The sequence below is a fragment of the Streptomyces sp. NPDC003035 genome (genome assembly GCF_042888285.1).
Taxonomy (GTDB): Bacteria; Actinomycetota; Actinomycetes; order Streptomycetales; family Streptomycetaceae; genus Streptomyces.
Genome location: NZ_JBIAPJ010000007.1, coordinates 335,551 through 349,998, shown reverse-complemented (window position 1 = coordinate 349,998; position 14,448 = coordinate 335,551). Strand labels below are relative to the sequence as shown.

Genomic DNA, 14,448 nt, shown 5'->3' with positions numbered 1-14,448 from the left:
TGCGGGAGCGAGCTGGGGCGAGACGTACCGGCCGGGACTCGCCCCAGGGGGTGTCTTGCCGATCATGCCGGGCTCGCTAGCGCCTCCCGATCCGGCCCGCCGACGCCACCACCCGTGCCAGTTCCGCGTGGCAGATGTCGCTGTGCTCCCCGACCACCTCCGCCGCGTCGACGCTCACGCACCCCGTCGGCGGGATTCCGTCGCGCAGCGCCGCCGCCAGGGTCAGCACGGGCGTGCCGGGGACCGCCTGGACGCCGTCGTGGCCGATCGCGCCCCACCGCTTGTCGCCGGCGAGCAGTGACTCGGCGTCCCGGGCCAGGCGCGAGGCCAGCGGATAGATCACGCGCAGGGCGGTGTCGTGCCGCGAGTAGCAGGCGACCACCGGACCGTCGACCCGCCGCTGGAGATCGCGCAGCGAACCGCCCCGGCCCGGTTCGTGCGGCAGCCGGGCCGCGAACGCGTAGTGCGAGAAGGCCCCTTGGAGCAACGTCACCGACGCCACGTTCCGTGCCCCGGCGGGCAGCCCGCGCAGGGCGTACGAGACGAGCCGGGCGCCCATGCTGTGCCCGACGAGATGGATCCGCAGCCCGGGGGAGGAGCGGGCGAGTTCGCCGAGCAGCGGACCGAGTCCCCGCTCGCCGACCGTGCCGGACCGGCGCTTCATCGTGTAGTACGTGGCCTGCCGCAGGGCCTCCCGCGCGCCCTTCCAGTACCGCGTCAGCCTGCCCCCGAACGCCTCGCGCGGCGTGGGCACGCTCCCCGGCCCCGCCGCCTCCTCCAGCGCGTCGGCGAACATCGCGCAGACGGCCACCGGGTCCCCCAGCAGAAAGTCCGGCACGTCCGGGCCCTCCTGCGCGAAGGCGCGCGAGCCGTTCGTGTCCGTCAACTCCCGCAACAGCTCGCCGAATTCGGCGAGGGCCGCCTCGTCGTCCGGCTGCTCCCGCAGCAGCATGGCCAGCCGCCCCACCACCGCCTCCTTGCCCGGGTGCACGGCCGCCACCGCCTCCATGTCGGCGACCGGCTCGTCCGGAACCACCCCGGCCACGGACTCGAAGTCGGGGATCGGCTCGTCCGAGAACATCATCGACGGCCACACCACCCCCGCGTACCCCACCCGCACATCCGGCCTCAGGGCCTCCGGAAACGGGGCGAAGAACGCCCCGTACAGACGGGTGGCCACGGAGCGGGAGTTGTTCCACCCGTGGGCGAACATCACCAGATCCGTGACCCCCTGACGGGCCAGCCCCGCGAGCGCCTCGTGCTGCCCGGCCGCCCCGTCGCCGTCCTTGTCGAAGGTGATCTCCCGGTACGGCTCCACACTGATCCCGGCCATGGTCTGTCCGTCCCTCCGCGTCGGGGAAGCGCTTGAGGAGTCGCTTCCCGCGCCAGCATCCTGCGCACACGGAGGGACGGCCAGGCTTTCAGCGCAGACGCGCCGCGGAGATCTCCGGGAAGTGGACGAGCAGGTCGTACGAGGTGGAGAGCCGGACCGGCGCCTGGCTGCCCTCCCACGGGTAGGCGGTACCGATCAGCCAGGCCGGGCGGTGCACGGCCAGCCAGTCCCGGGCGGCGGGCGTCGTCGCGCGCAGGTCGAGGTAGAAGGGGCGCGCCGACACCCGGTCCAGCGTCTCGGCGCCGCTGCCCTCGCCCGGCAGGCCGACCGTGAAGCTCCGGATCGGTTCGCCCGGCGTCCCGGTGTCATGGGCGTTGAACGAGCCCCGCCCGAAGGAGGCGCCCATGCTGACGTAGTCCCGGCCGAGCGCGTCGCGCAGGAAGGCGCCCTGGAGCCGCGGGTACTGGTCCGGCTTGGTCGTCTCGTAGCCGACGTGACCGTTGTGCGCCGACAGCACGATCCGGTCACCGGTCCGCCGCTGCCACCACACGGTGTTCTCGGCCATGATCCGGTCGCGGTAGAGCATCGCGTCGGCGACGCCCGTGCCCGTCATGTCGTGCGCGTACTCCGTGCCGACCTGGGCGATCACCCGTGCGTGCTGGACCGTCCAGGCGTGCTCCTCGCGGTCCCGGCCGGGCTTCTGGCGCTCCAGCAGGGCGAGCGCGCGGTTCACGTCCGCCGCCATCCGCCGGCGTTCCTCGTGCGGCTTGACGAGGTACGCGTTCATCCAGGCGTCGACCTCACCGACCGGCCGCGAGGCCCGGTACAGCTGCTGGAAGCGCGGCAGCAGCCGCGGGTGGGTGCGGGCCACATAGCCGGTGACCGTGTCGAAGAGGTTCGGCCCCGCGTAGCCCAGGTCGTTGCCCATGAACCGCACCTGATGATCCGGGTGGCGCAGATTGTGCCGCCGCATCCAGGTGATCAGGTCGAGGTACTCCTCGGTGTTCCAGAAGCGGTACGCATTCTGGAACTCGTCGCGCAGGATCTGCCGGGGGTCGCCCTTGCCGAAGCGTACGTAGTCGTCGATCAGCAGGCCCGTGGACCAGTTGGCCTCCAGGGCGAAGGTGGTGAAGCCCTTCTCCTCCACCAGGTGCTCGAAGATCCGGTGCTTGGTCTCGAAGAACTCGGCCGAACTGTGGGTCGCCTCCCCGATGCCGACGACCTTGGCCGAGCCGATCATCCGGTCCAGGGGCTCCAGGTCGTCCAGGGGTCGTGCGGTGCGGGCCAGTTCACGGGCGGGGTCCGGCGTGGCCGGTGCGTCCGCCCGGGCTGCGGCGGGGGCGAGGGCGGCGAGGCAGAGGGCCACGACCGCCCCCACCAGCGGTAACCGATGTCGTGTGAGCGTGTTCATGGACCAAGCCTGCCGACGGACGGGCCGCCGCGACCACCATGCCAACACCCCTGATCATGCGGGGGTTTGCCCCCGGCGCCCTCCCGATTCCTTCCCGGGGGCCCACCGTCACCGGTAGAGCAGGTACCCCTCCCGTACGGCACGGAACGCGGCCAGGTCGGCGCTCCACGCACCCACCACCTCGTCCGTGTCCGCGCCCGCGTCGATCAGGGTCCGTACCCGCGTCGAGCCCGTCAGCTTGTCGATCCAGCGGTCCTGGCGCCAGGCGAAGCCGCTCCACGAGCGCCTGGCGCTGATCAGCAGGCCGATCCCGGTGCGTACGGGGTCGAAGGCCGCCCGGTCGTGCACCTGCACCTGCACGCCGCCGATCGTCTTCCCCTGGAACTTGGAGAAGGTCGGGGCGAAGTACGCCTCGCGGAACCGCACCCCGGGCAGCTCCAGGGCGTTCGCCGCCTCCGCCCACCCCCGGTCGATCCCCTCCGCGCCGAGCAGCTCGAAGGGGCGGGTGGTGCCGCGCCCCTCGGAGAGGTTGGTGCCCTCGAAGAGACACGTGCCGGAGTAGACGAGCGCGGTCTCGGGCGTGGGCATGTTGGGGCTCGGCGGCACCCACGGCAGCCCGGTGGCGTCGAAGAAGTCCCGCCGCTTCCACCCCGACATCTGTACGGTCTCCAGCTCCACCGGCCGCGCCAGGAACTCCCCGTTGAACAGCCGGGCCAGCTCCGACACCGTCATCCCGTGCGCCTGCGCGATCGGCTCGCGCCCCACGAAGGTCGCGAAGGCACGGTCGAGGACCGGGCCGAGCGCCGCCCGCCCGGTGACCGGATTCGGCCGGTCCAGGACGACGAACCGTTTCCCCGCCAGCGCGGCCGCCGCCATGCAGTCGTAGAGCGTCCAGATGTACGTGTAGAAGCGCGCGCCCACGTCCTGGATGTCGAAGACGACGGTGTCCACGCCCGAGGCGGTGAAGACGTCCGCGAGCGGCTGCCCGCTCTTGAGGTACGTGTCGTAGACGGGGAGCCCGGTCGCGGGGTCGTCGTAGCGGCCCTCGGAGCCGCCCGCCTGCGCCGTGCCCCGGAAGCCGTGCTCGGGGCCGAAGACGGCCACCAGGTCGACCCGGTCGTCGGCGTGCATGACGTCGACGATGTGGCGGACGTCGGAGGCGATCCCGGTGGGGTTGGTGACGACGCCGACCCGCTGTCCGGCGAGCGGGGCGTACCCGCCGGCGGCCAGCCGCTCGAAGCCGGTGCGGACCCGGCGGCCGCCGTCGTGCGCCACGGCCACGGGCGCCGCCGCGGCCCCCAGGCCGACCGCGCCGCCCGCGGCGAGCAGGCTGCGTCGGGACAGTCCGGACAGGCTCATACGGAAACCTCCTTGATCGCCTTCCCTGACATGGGCACGCACGCTAGCGCTCCTGACGGCCCCAGGGAACGAGGCGTGCGCGGACGCCGGGGCGGAGGTCGTTCCAGAGGTCTTCCGCTGTCACATACCGACTGGTTAGTCTGCTGGGACTGTCGTAACGGAGAGGCGGGTCCCGATGAGTACGGTGCAGGGTGCTGGAGTGGTCGTCACGGGGGCGGGGGGCGGAATCGGAGCCGCGCTGGCCCGTCGGTTCGCCGCCGAGGGCGCCCGGGTCGTCGTCAACGACCTCGACCCCGCCCGCACCAAGGCGGTCGCCGAGGAGATCGGCGCCACCGCCGTGGCCGGAGACGCCTCCGCGATCGTCGAGGAGGCCCGCGAGGCCCTCGGCGGCACCGTTGACGTCTGGTGCGCCAACGCCGGACTCGCCTCGCCCGGCGACGCCTTCGCCGACGAGGCCGTCTGGGCCGCCGCCTGGGACGTCAACGTCATGGCCCACGTCCGCGCGGCCCGCGCCCTGCTGCCGGACTGGCTGGAGCGCGGCACCGGCCGCTTCGTCTCAACGGTCTCCGCCGCAGGACTCCTCACCATGGTCGGCGCCGCTCCCTACAGCGTCTCCAAGCACGGCGCGTACGCCTTCGCCGAATGGCTCTCCCTCACCTACCGCCACCGCGGGGTCAAGGTCCACGCGATCTGCCCGCAGGGCGTGCGTACGGACATGCTCACCGCCGCCGGATCGGCCGGCGACCTGGTCCTCGCCCCCACCGCCATCGAGCCCGAGGATGTCGCCGACTCCCTCTTCGACGCCATCGAGGCCGACCGCTTCCTGGTCCTGCCGCACCCCGAGGTCGCCGCGTACTACCAGGCGCGGGCGACCGACCCCGAGCGCTGGCTCGGCAACATGAACCACATCCAGCGGAAGTGGGAAGGAGCCGGCGCATGACCCCGACCGAGTCGGTCTACGCGGCCAAGCCCTGGCTCGCCCAGCTCACCGAGACCCAGCGGGGGCCCATCACCCCGCCCGCCACCGTGCTGCACGCCTTCCGGGCCGCCGCCGCCCGGGCACCCGAGCACCCGGCCCTCGCCTACTTCGACGGCCGCCTGACCTACCGCGAGACCGACGCCCTCTCCGACTCGGTCGCCGGACACCTCGCCGCGCGCGGGCTGCGCCGGGGCGACCGGGTAGCGATCATGCTCCAGAACAGCCCGCACTTCGTCCTCGCCCTGCTGGGCGCCTGGAAGGCGGGCGCGACCGTCGTCCCGCTCAACCCGATGTACAAGTCGGGCGAGGTCGGGCACGCCCTGCGGGACTCCGGCGCCGCCGCGCTGATCTGCTCCGACCGGGCCTGGGAGGCGTACCTGCGCGACACCGCCGCCGACTCGGGCGTACGGATCGCGATCACGGCCTGCGAACGCGACCTGCAGACCCGCGACGACCCCCGGGTGCTCGGCGAGCGAAGCGAGATGGGGGTCCCCCCGGCCGAAGGCTGGGGGAGCGTCGAGACCGAGACCGACGACCTGCTCACGGTCGCCCGCGCCGGGCACCCCGTCCCCGCCGACCGTACGCCCGCCGCCGACGACGTCGCCCTGATCAGCTACACCTCCGGCACCAGCGGCACCCCCAAGGGCGCCCTCAACCTCCACCGGGGCATCAGCTACAACGCCGAGCGCCAGCGCACCGGGCACCCCGTCCCCGAGGGAGCCGGCTACTTCGCGCTCGCCCCGCTCTTCCACATCACCGGCCTGGTCTGCGAGCTCGCCGCCTGCTTCGGCAACGCCGGCACCCTCGTCCTCGCCTACCGCTTCGACGCCGGCGTCGTCCTCGACGCCTTCCTCGAACACCGCCCCGCGTACACGGTCGGCCCCTCCACCGCCTTCATGGCGCTCGCCGCCCACCCGGGGGCGACCCGTGACCACTTCTCCTCGTTCCTGGTCATCTCCTCGGGCGGCGCGCCGGTGCCCCCCGCCCTGGTGGAGAAGTTCCGTGCCGGCTTCGGCCCGTACATCCGCAACGGCTACGGCCTCACCGAGTGCACCGCCCCCTGCGCCGCGGTGCCGCCCGAGAAGGAGGCGCCGGTGGATCCCGCCTCGGGCACCCTCTCGGTCGGTGTCCCCGGACCCGACACGCTCGTCCGCATCCTCGACGAGACCGGCGCCGAGGTGCCCTTCGGCGAGCCGGGCGAGATCGCGGTGCGCGGCCCGCAGGTCGTCCCCGGCTACTGGCGGCTCCCGGAGGCCACCGAGCAGACGTTCCCCGACGGAGAGCTGCGCACCGGCGACATCGGTTTCATGGACGCGGACGGCTGGCTCTACGTCGTCGACCGCAAGAAGGACATGATCAACGCCTCCGGCTTCAAGGTCTGGCCGCGCGAGGTCGAGGACGTGCTCTACACCCACCCGGCCGTCCGCGAGGCCGCCGTCGTCGGCGTCCCGGACTCCTACCGGGGAGAGACGGTCAAGGCGTACGTCAGCCTGCGCCCGGGCGCCGTCGTCGAGCCCGTCGAGCTCTCCGCGTACTGCGAGCAGCGGCTCGCCGCGTACAAGTACCCGCGCGAGGTCGAGATCCTGGCGGAGCTGCCCAAGACGACTAGTGGGAAGATCCTGAGGCGGGAACTGCGTTCCCCCCGGCAATGACGATCACGAGTGAAAGGCGGCGGCGCATGGCCAGGACGACGGACGGGAGCGGTACACCCGTCCCCCAGAGGCTGCTGGCCGCCGCCACCCGGCTCTTCGCGGAGCGTGGCTACGACCGCACCTCCGTCCAGGAGATCGTGGAGGCGGCGGGCGTCACCAAGGGTGCGCTCTACCACTACTTCGGCTCCAAGGAGGACCTCCTCCAGGAGGTCTACTCCCGGGTGCTGCGGCTTCAGCAGGAGCGGCTCGACGCCTTCGCGGACGCCGACGCCCCGGTCGAGCGGCGGCTGCGCGACGCCGCCGCCGACGTCGTGGTCACCACGATCGAGAACCTCGACGACGCCTCGATCTTCTTCCGCTCGATGCACCACCTCAGCCCGGAGAAGAACAAGCAGGTCCGCGCCGAGCGGCGGCGCTACCACGAGCGGTTCCGGGCGCTGATCGAGGAGGGCCAGCAGGCCGGGGTGTTCTCCGCGGCGACCCCCGCCGACCTGGTCGTGGACTACCACTTCGGCTCGGTCCACCACCTGTCCACCTGGTACCGCCCGGACGGCCCGCTCACCCCGCAGCAGGTCGCCGACCAACTCGCCGACCTGCTGCTCAGGGCGCTGCGGCCCTAGGGGGTGTCAGGCGCGGCAGCGCAGCATCTCCAGCGGAGGGTTGGCCCGGAAGTCCGCCCAGAAGTCCGCGCCGAACGTGTCCACACCGGCCTCCGACACCGTCAGCGGGACCCAGGTCAGGTCCCGGAAGCCGGCCGCCCGCAGACAGTTCTCGTACACCTCGCGGCGCGGCCGGTTGGCGACGAACGAGACCGGCGGGTCGAGCAGCGCCGTGATCCGGACCTGCGGTCCGGTCTCGGCCTCCTCGCCGGTGAGCTCGCTCCGGAAGCCGTACCTCTCCGGGGTCGGCCCGTCGAAGCGGAAGTCGGGCGACTGGTTGAGCACGAAGAACTCGGCGCCGGGCTTCAGGCTCCGGCGCGCGTTGCGGCACATCCGCTCCGTGGTGGCGACGTCCGGCGCGTAGCCGAGCAGCTGGACCGCCAAGCCGATGTCGAACTGCTGCTCCAGCGGCCGCAGTTCGGACACATCGCCCACCTCGTAGCGCACCCCCAGCGGATGGTTCTTCTCCAGCTGCTGTGCGACGGCGACCATCTCACCGGAGATGTCGATCCCGAGCACCTCCGTGGCGCCGCGCCGCTTGAACTCCCTGCTGTAGAAGCCGGTGCCGGAGGCCAGGTCGAGGATCGACTTGCCGCGTACGTCCCCGACCAGGGCCAGGAAGCTGGGCACCACCGCGTACTGCTCCAACGGCAGAGCCTTGAACCCCTCGTACGCCTCACCGATCTCGTCGTACTGCTGCACGCTCATCGCGTCGTCCTCCCCTGTACTCGGTCGTGGCCGCAGCCCCCTCCGTCCCCAAGGGGGCCGCGGCTTCTCTTCGGCAGTCTCTACGGACTCCGACGGACCGTCGTATGGGTCGAAGCCACGAAGATGCGGACAGCGTCTTGGTCTCGTGTACGGGCGGGCGTACGGATGCGCGGCCGGCCCCTGGTCGGGGCCGGCCGCGCATCCAGGGGCCTGGCGCTCGGCTACAGGTACTTCTTCAGCTCCCGCCGGGCCAGCGACCGCTGGTGCACCTCGTCCGGGCCGTCCGCCAGCTTCAGCGTCCGCGCGGCGGCCCACAGTTCGGCCAACGGGAAGTCCTGCGACACCCCGCCCGCGCCGTGCACCTGGACCGCCTTGTCGATGATGTCGACCACCGCGCGCGGCGTCGCGATCTTGATGGCCTGGATCTCCGTGTGCGCGCCCCGGTTGCCGGCCGTGTCCATCAGCCAGGCGGTCTTGAGGACCAGCAGCCGCAGCTGCTCCACCGTCACCCGGGCGTCGGCGATCCAGTTCTGCACCACGCCCTGCTGCGCGATCGCCTTGCCGAAGGCGGTACGGGACACGGCGCGGCGGCACATCAGCTCGATCGCCCGCTCGGCCATGCCGATCAGCCGCATGCAGTGGTGGATCCGGCCCGGTCCCAGGCGGGCCTGAGCGATGGCGAAGCCGCCGCCCTCCTCGCCGATCAGATTCGAGGCCGGGACGCGGACGTCGTGGAAGAGCACCTCGGCGTGGCCGCCGTGGGAGTGGTCCTCGTACCCGTACACCTGCATCGCTCGCCGCACCTCGACACCGGGGGTGTCGCGCGGGACGAGGATCATCGACTGCTGGCGGCGCACGTCGGCGCCGTCCGGGTCGGTCTTGCCCATCACGATGAAGATCGCGCAGTCGGGGTTCATCGCCCCGGAGATGTACCACTTGCGGCCGTTGATGACGTACTCGTCGCCGTCGCGCGCGATCCGGGTCTCGATGTTCGTGGCGTCGGAGGAGGCCACCTCGGGCTCGGTCATCGCGAACGCCGAGCGGATCTCGCCGGCGAGCAGCGGCTCCAGCCACTGCTTCTTCTGCGCCTCGTCGCCGAACTGGGCGAGCACCTCCATGTTCCCGGTGTCGGGGGCCGCGCAGTTGAGGGCCGTGGGGGCCAACTGCGGGCTGCGGCCGGTGATCTCGGCCAGCGGCGCGTACTGGAGGTTGGTCAGCCCCGCGCCGTGCTCGGCGTCGGGCAGGAAGAGATTCCAGAGCCCCTGGCGGCGGGCCTCCGCCTTGAGGTCCTCGACGACCTGGGGGGTGTCCCAGGGCGAGGCGAGCAACGCCCGCTGCTCATGGGCGACCTGCTCGGCCGGGTACACGTGCTCGTCCATGAAGGCGAGCAGCTTCGTCCGCAGCTCCTCGGTGCGTGCGTCGAATGCGAAGTCCATGGCGGATCAGCCTTCCTGGAGGGTGGTGAGGCCGTGCTCGATGAAGACGGGGACGAGTTCGCCGATGCGGTCGAAGCCGGCGCCGACGGTCTGGCCGAGGGTGTACCGGTAGTGGATGCCCTCCAGGATCACGGCGAGCTTGAACCAGGCGAAGGCCGTGTACCAGGAGAGGGCGGAGGTGTCGCGGCCCGAGCGGGCCGCGTAGCGCTCGATCAGCTCGGCGGGCGTCGGATGCCCGGCGGCCGCGGCGGTCGTGCTGACGGGGGAGTGCGGGAGGTCCAGCCGCGCGCTGTACATCGCGAGCAGACCGAGGTCGGTCAGCGGGTCGCCGAGGGTGGACATCTCCCAGTCGAGGACGGCCTTGATGCGGTCGTCCTCGCCGATCAGGACGTTGTCCAGGCGGTAGTCGCCGTGGACGACCGTCGGGGTGGGGGAGGCGGGGAGCGCGCGGCCGAGGGCGGCGTGCAGCTCGTCGATGCCCGCGAGATCGCGATTGCGGGAGGCGTCGAGCTGCTTGCCCCAGCGGCGCAGCTGCCGGTCGAGGAAGCCGTCGGGGCGCCCGAAGTCGCCCAGGCCGACCTCCGCCGGGTCGACGGCGTGCAGCTCGACGAGGGTGTCGACCAGCCCGAGGACGGCCTCGCGGGTGCGCTCGGGGCCGAGCGGGGCGAGCTGCTCGGCCGAGCGGTACGGGGTGCCGGCGACGAACTCCATGACGTAGAACGGCGCTCCGAGCACGCTGTCGTCCTCGCAGAGCAGCACGGTCCCGGGGACGGGCACCGCCGTGCCGTGCAGGGCGCTGATCACGCGGTGCTCGCGCTTCATGTCGTGCGCGGTGGCCAGGACGTGGCCGAGCGGAGGCCTGCGGACGACCCACTGGCCGGTGCCGTCGGTGACGACGTACGTGAGGTTGGACCGGCCGCCCTCGACGATCCGGGCGTCGAGCGGGCCGCACACGAGTCCCGGCCGCTCGCGGTCGAGGAATCCGCGCAACTGCTCGGGGTCGAGACCCGGCGGCGGTGCTGAACTCATCGTGCGTACCTCCAGTAGGTGGCTGGTCGGCGTTCATGATGACCGACCAGTCGGTATGTCGTCCAGAGTCGGGAACGGGTCAGGCGCGGGTCAGGGAGGGAAAGCGGTGTCACCGGTCTGGCCGAAGGTCCTCCGGCTGAATATGGTTCACATATGAATCCCGAGCTGATCGTCGAGGAAGTCCGGCTGACCCCGATCCTGATCTCCGACCCTCCGCTGCTCAACACCCAGGGCGTCCACCAGTCCGCGACGCCCCGGCTCGTGGTCGAAGTGGTCACCCGGAGCGGAGTCACCGGCATCGGTGAGACCTACGGCGACACGACGTACCTGGAGCTCGCCCGACCGCTGGCCGACGCGCTGCCCGGCCGCTCGGTCACGGACGTGAACGGCCTCTTCTTGCTCGCCGCGCAGGTGTGCGGCGACTCACGGGCCGTCGACGAGCGGGTCGACGCGGGCGGGCTGCGCGGGGTGCAGACCGCCGACAAGCTGCGCCTCTCCGTCGTCTCGGCCTTCGAGGTCGCCTGCCTGGACGCCCTCGGCAAGGCCCTCGGCCTGCCTGTGCACGCCCTGCTCGGCGGCAAGGTCCGCGACTCCGTCGAGTACAGCGCGTACCTCTTCTACAAGTTCGCCGGGACGGACGGCGGGACGGACGACTGGGGAGCCGCCCTCGACCCGGCGGGGATCGTCGAACAGGCCCGCCGCTTCGACCGGACGTACGGCTTCCGCTCCTTCAAGCTCAAGGGCGGCGTCTTCCCGCCCGAGCAGGAGATCGCCGCCATCCGCGCCCTGGCCGAGGAGTTCCCCGGCCGGCCGCTCCGCCTCGACCCCAACGGCGCCTGGTCCGTGGAGACCGCGCTGACGGTCGCGCGGGAGCTGAAGGACGTCCTGGAGTATCTGGAGGACCCGGTCACCGGCACGGACGCCATGGCCGAGGTCGCCGCCCGCACGGACGTGCCGCTCGCGACGAACATGTGCGTCACGACCTTCGAGGAGGTCCCGGAGGCCTTCGCCCGTGACGCGGTACGCATCGTGCTCTGCGACCACCACTACTGGGGCGGTCTGCACCGCACCCGCGCCCTGGCCGCGATCTGCCGCACGTACGGCGTCGGGCTCTCCATGCACTCCAACACCCACCTCGGCATCAGCCTGGCCGCCATGACCCATGTCGCCGCGACCCTGCCCGACCTCGACCACGCCTGCGACACCCACTACCCCTGGCAGACCGAGGACGTCGTCACCACCCGCCCCGACTTCCGGGCCGGTCGGCTCACCGTCTCCGACTCCCCGGGCCTCGGCATCGAACTGGACCGCGACCGCCTGGCGGAGCTGCACCGCCGCTGGCTGGGGGACGACGGCACGCTGCGCGACCGCGACGACGCGGCGGCGATGCGCAGATACCGGCGATTCCACGGCGAGGCATGATCCGACGCGGTGCCTGGCGCGCGGTAGTGCCCCTCAGGTCCCGGAGGGGCGCGGCTGCTCCGGCGGGACCGAGCTCTCGGCGACCGCCATCCACTGGTCCAGATCGGCCTGGGTGAACTCTGTCCACGGGGGCACGTCGGGGAGCTGCCGGAGGATGTCGTAGGCCTCGGGGATCCGGGGGCCGCGGAGGACCGGGCAGTGGCAGCCGGCGATGACCTCGGCGTCCAGGTGCTGGAAGTCGGTGACCACCGTCCCGAACTTCTGGGCGTCCAGCAGGGCGACCCACGGAGAGACCAGGCGTCCGCCGAAGAACTGGCCGTCGCGGAAATCGTCCGGCGACAGCGCTGCCGTTTCGGGCATGGGGGTCGGCACGTTCGTGGCGAAGGTGTCGACGGCCCAGAGGACGTGGGTCTTCGAGTCGAAGAGCGCGCGGGTCGTGGGGTTGTCGAACAGGGGCGGTCGCTTGGCGACCAGGGTGCGGTCGCCCGCGTCGATCGTGTCGCCGTCGGTCATGAAGCGGCACCGGTTGATGGGGGTCTCCCACTCCTCGGCCATGCGGCCGATGGAGAACCAGGTCGTCAGCAGGGTCGCGTTGGGGCACGCGGCGAGGACCGCCAACAGGTTGCCGGCATGGTCGCGGTCGTCGTGGGTGAGGAAGATCCACCGTACGTCCAGGGGATCCACCACGGACCAGGCCGCCTCCAGCCACTGGGAGCGCACCGCGGGCGCCCCGGTGTCCACGAGAACCGGTTCGGCTCCCCGGATCACCATCGAGTTCATCGGGAAGTGACCGACCGGCGGGGCCTCGAGGGCCCACGGTATGACGAAGGTCTCCTCGGCGATCTTGTGCGGCTGCAGAAGGTCGAACTGTTCCGTGGTTGTCATCGCCGCTCTCCCTAGGACGGAGTCTCGCAGCGTCCATGAATCCAGTGCAGTCCCGTGGGGGGCTGTCGTCAAACGGAGAACGCGTGACGCTCGCCTGCCAGCGGGGCCGGCCCGGGGGAATCCGGCGATCGTGGGATCAGTGGTCGTCCCAGTGGTTGCCGTGCGCCGCGTGCCGGTGCCCGTCGTGCGCGTAGTCGACGTGGTCGCCGTGCGTGACGGCGGTGTGTCCGCAGTCCGGCCCGTGCGTGTGGTCGGGGTGGGTGTGCTGGACATGGGCCGTGGGCTCGCACTCGTCCCAGTGTCCGGCGTGCTCGCGGTGCAGGTGCCCGTCGTGGGCGTAGTCGACATGGTCCCGGTGGACGACGGCGGTGTGCCCGCACGAGGGGCCGTGGCTGTGCGCGTGGGTGGGGTGCTCGTGGTGCAGAACGGTCATGACATCGCCTCTGTGAGGGGAGTGGGGACCATCTCAGGCTAGTCCGAAATGCCTGTCTCGTCCGCGTTCCACCCCTGTGCGTCGGCGAACGCGTCCCCGTACTCCGCGGACCACCGCCCGAGCGCCTCGATCGGCCCGACGAGCGTGCGGCCGAGCTCGGTCAGGGCGTACTCCACACGGGGCGGCGACTCGGCGAACGTCCGCCGCTCGACCAGGGCGTACCCCTCCAGCCGGCGCAGCGTCTCGGTGAGCACCTTCGAGCTGATCCCGCCGATCCCGGCGCGCAGTTCGCGGGGGCGGCGCGGCCCCTCGGCGAGGGCGTACAGCACCACCCCGTTCCAGGTGTTCGCCAACAGGTCGAAACCCAGCCGCGCGCGGCAGTCGGCGAGCAGACGGTCCGTCATCGGAGGTCACGCACCATTCGGTAACCGAGGTCCTCTCTAGCGTCGTTCACGTCACTCCAGACGACCACAAGGAGGCGCGCATGCGCATCGGAATTCTCGGCACCGGAAACATGGCCGAGGCACTCGGCGGCCCATGGTCCCGGGCCGGCCACGAGATCCTCGTCGGCGGCAGGGCCCCCGAGCGGGCCCGGGCGCTCGCCGAGCGGATCGGCGCCCGCCCGGGCACCCTCCACGAGGCGGCCCACTTCGGGGACGCGGCCTTGCTGGCCCTCCCGTACGACGCCGTGTCCGGCGTACTCGCCGAAGTGGGGGAGCTGCGCGGCCGGGTCCTCATCGACTGCACCAACGCCATCGGGCCCGGCCTCGTCCTCACCACCGGCGAAGGCCCCGGAGCGGCCCGCCGCATCGCGGCCGCCACCGGCGCCCGGGTCGTGAAGGCGTTCAACCATGTCACGCCCGCCGTGTGGAGCCGCACCCCGCCGGTCTTCGCGGACGGGCCCCTCACCGTCCCGCTCTGCGGAGACGACGAGGAGGCCCTGGCCCTCGTCGCCACGTTGGCGAAGGACATGGGCTGCGCCCCGCTGGTCGTCGGCCCGCTCGCCCGCGCCGACCTGCTGGAGGCCGCCACCGCCTTCCTCATCGGCCTCTGGCACTCCGGCCACGACCCGCGGCTCATGCTGCCGCCGCCCGCGGCGCTGGGCGGCTGACCGGACGCCCCGCCGCTTCCGGACCGCTCTG

14 protein-coding genes are annotated in these 14,448 nt (G+C 72.1%); 5 read left to right on the top strand and 9 right to left on the bottom strand.

Going from position 1 to position 14,448, the window contains the following annotated elements:
* Window positions 1-76 precede the first annotated feature (76 nt).
* The 3 genes from ACFYV5_RS24120 to ACFYV5_RS24110 form a co-directional block, all read right to left on the bottom strand.
* A complete protein-coding gene (locus ACFYV5_RS24120) occupies window positions 77-1,333 on the bottom strand; it encodes an alpha/beta hydrolase (RefSeq protein ID WP_389171689.1) in 1,257 nt (418 codons plus the stop codon).
* A gap of 88 nt (window positions 1,334-1,421) precedes the next feature.
* Entirely contained in the window at window positions 1,422-2,744 is a 1,323-nt protein-coding gene (locus ACFYV5_RS24115) for an erythromycin esterase family protein (protein ID WP_355116225.1), read from the bottom strand.
* A gap of 108 nt (window positions 2,745-2,852) precedes the next feature.
* Window positions 2,853-4,103, bottom strand: coding sequence for a DUF1343 domain-containing protein (locus ACFYV5_RS24110; protein ID WP_355116223.1), 1,251 nt, complete (start codon window positions 4,101-4,103; stop codon window positions 2,853-2,855).
* Window positions 4,104-4,278: 175 nt separating this feature from the next.
* Between ACFYV5_RS24110 and ACFYV5_RS24105 the strand changes: the two genes are divergently transcribed.
* The 3 genes from ACFYV5_RS24105 to ACFYV5_RS24095 are packed head-to-tail and all read left to right on the top strand — an operon-like array spanning window position 4,279 to window position 7,354.
* On the top strand, window positions 4,279-5,043 hold the full coding sequence (locus tag ACFYV5_RS24105; RefSeq protein ID WP_355116222.1) for an SDR family oxidoreductase: 765 nt from the start codon (window positions 4,279-4,281) through the stop codon (window positions 5,041-5,043).
* Window positions 5,040-6,734 (top strand): AMP-binding protein, encoded by a 1,695-nt coding sequence (locus ACFYV5_RS24100; protein ID WP_389171685.1) that lies wholly within the window; start codon window positions 5,040-5,042, stop codon window positions 6,732-6,734. The genes ACFYV5_RS24105 and ACFYV5_RS24100 overlap by 4 nt, the downstream gene beginning before the upstream one ends.
* A 26-nt stretch (window positions 6,735-6,760) precedes the next feature.
* Window positions 6,761-7,354 (top strand): TetR/AcrR family transcriptional regulator, encoded by a 594-nt coding sequence (locus ACFYV5_RS24095; protein WP_355116219.1) that lies wholly within the window; start codon window positions 6,761-6,763, stop codon window positions 7,352-7,354.
* A gap of 6 nt (window positions 7,355-7,360) precedes the next feature.
* Here the strand turns inward: ACFYV5_RS24095 and ACFYV5_RS24090 are convergent, their stop codons facing one another.
* The 3 genes from ACFYV5_RS24090 to ACFYV5_RS24080 all read right to left on the bottom strand — a co-directional run bounded on the left by ACFYV5_RS24090 (window position 7,361) and on the right by ACFYV5_RS24080 (window position 10,566).
* The gene (locus ACFYV5_RS24090; protein ID WP_389171682.1) at window positions 7,361-8,101 is read right to left on the bottom strand and encodes a class I SAM-dependent methyltransferase; all 741 of its coding nucleotides are present in this window, start codon (window positions 8,099-8,101) and stop codon (window positions 7,361-7,363) included.
* 221 nt (window positions 8,102-8,322) lie between these two features.
* On the bottom strand, window positions 8,323-9,537 hold the full coding sequence (locus ACFYV5_RS24085) for an acyl-CoA dehydrogenase family protein (protein WP_389171679.1): 1,215 nt from the start codon (window positions 9,535-9,537) through the stop codon (window positions 8,323-8,325).
* Window positions 9,538-9,543: 6 nt separating this feature from the next.
* On the bottom strand, window positions 9,544-10,566 hold the full coding sequence (locus tag ACFYV5_RS24080; RefSeq protein WP_389171676.1) for a phosphotransferase family protein: 1,023 nt from the start codon (window positions 10,564-10,566) through the stop codon (window positions 9,544-9,546).
* Between the two features lie 153 nt (window positions 10,567-10,719).
* On the opposite strand from ACFYV5_RS24080, the gene ACFYV5_RS24075 reads away from it, so the two are divergent.
* Entirely contained in the window at window positions 10,720-11,988 is a 1,269-nt protein-coding gene (locus ACFYV5_RS24075; RefSeq protein ID WP_389171673.1) for a glucarate dehydratase family protein, read from the top strand.
* A 33-nt stretch (window positions 11,989-12,021) separates the two neighbouring features.
* On the opposite strand, the gene ACFYV5_RS24070 is transcribed toward ACFYV5_RS24075, so the two are convergent.
* The 3 genes from ACFYV5_RS24070 to ACFYV5_RS24060 all read right to left on the bottom strand — a co-directional run bounded on the left by ACFYV5_RS24070 (window position 12,022) and on the right by ACFYV5_RS24060 (window position 13,710).
* Window positions 12,022-12,873: an MBL fold metallo-hydrolase gene (locus ACFYV5_RS24070; protein ID WP_355116210.1), complete on the bottom strand. Its 852-nt coding sequence runs from the start codon at window positions 12,871-12,873 to the stop codon at window positions 12,022-12,024.
* Between the two features lie 136 nt (window positions 12,874-13,009).
* The gene (locus ACFYV5_RS24065; protein ID WP_389171669.1) at window positions 13,010-13,306 is read right to left on the bottom strand and encodes a hypothetical protein; all 297 of its coding nucleotides are present in this window, start codon (window positions 13,304-13,306) and stop codon (window positions 13,010-13,012) included.
* Between the two features lie 38 nt (window positions 13,307-13,344).
* Window positions 13,345-13,710 carry a winged helix-turn-helix transcriptional regulator gene (locus ACFYV5_RS24060; RefSeq protein WP_389171666.1) on the bottom strand — a complete coding sequence of 122 codons (366 nt, stop codon included), beginning with the start codon at window positions 13,708-13,710 and terminating at the stop codon, window positions 13,345-13,347.
* A gap of 80 nt (window positions 13,711-13,790) precedes the next feature.
* On the opposite strand from ACFYV5_RS24060, the gene ACFYV5_RS24055 reads away from it, so the two are divergent.
* The gene (locus tag ACFYV5_RS24055; RefSeq protein WP_389171663.1) at window positions 13,791-14,417 is read left to right on the top strand and encodes an NADPH-dependent F420 reductase; all 627 of its coding nucleotides are present in this window, start codon (window positions 13,791-13,793) and stop codon (window positions 14,415-14,417) included.
* Window positions 14,418-14,448: the final 31 nt, after the last annotated feature.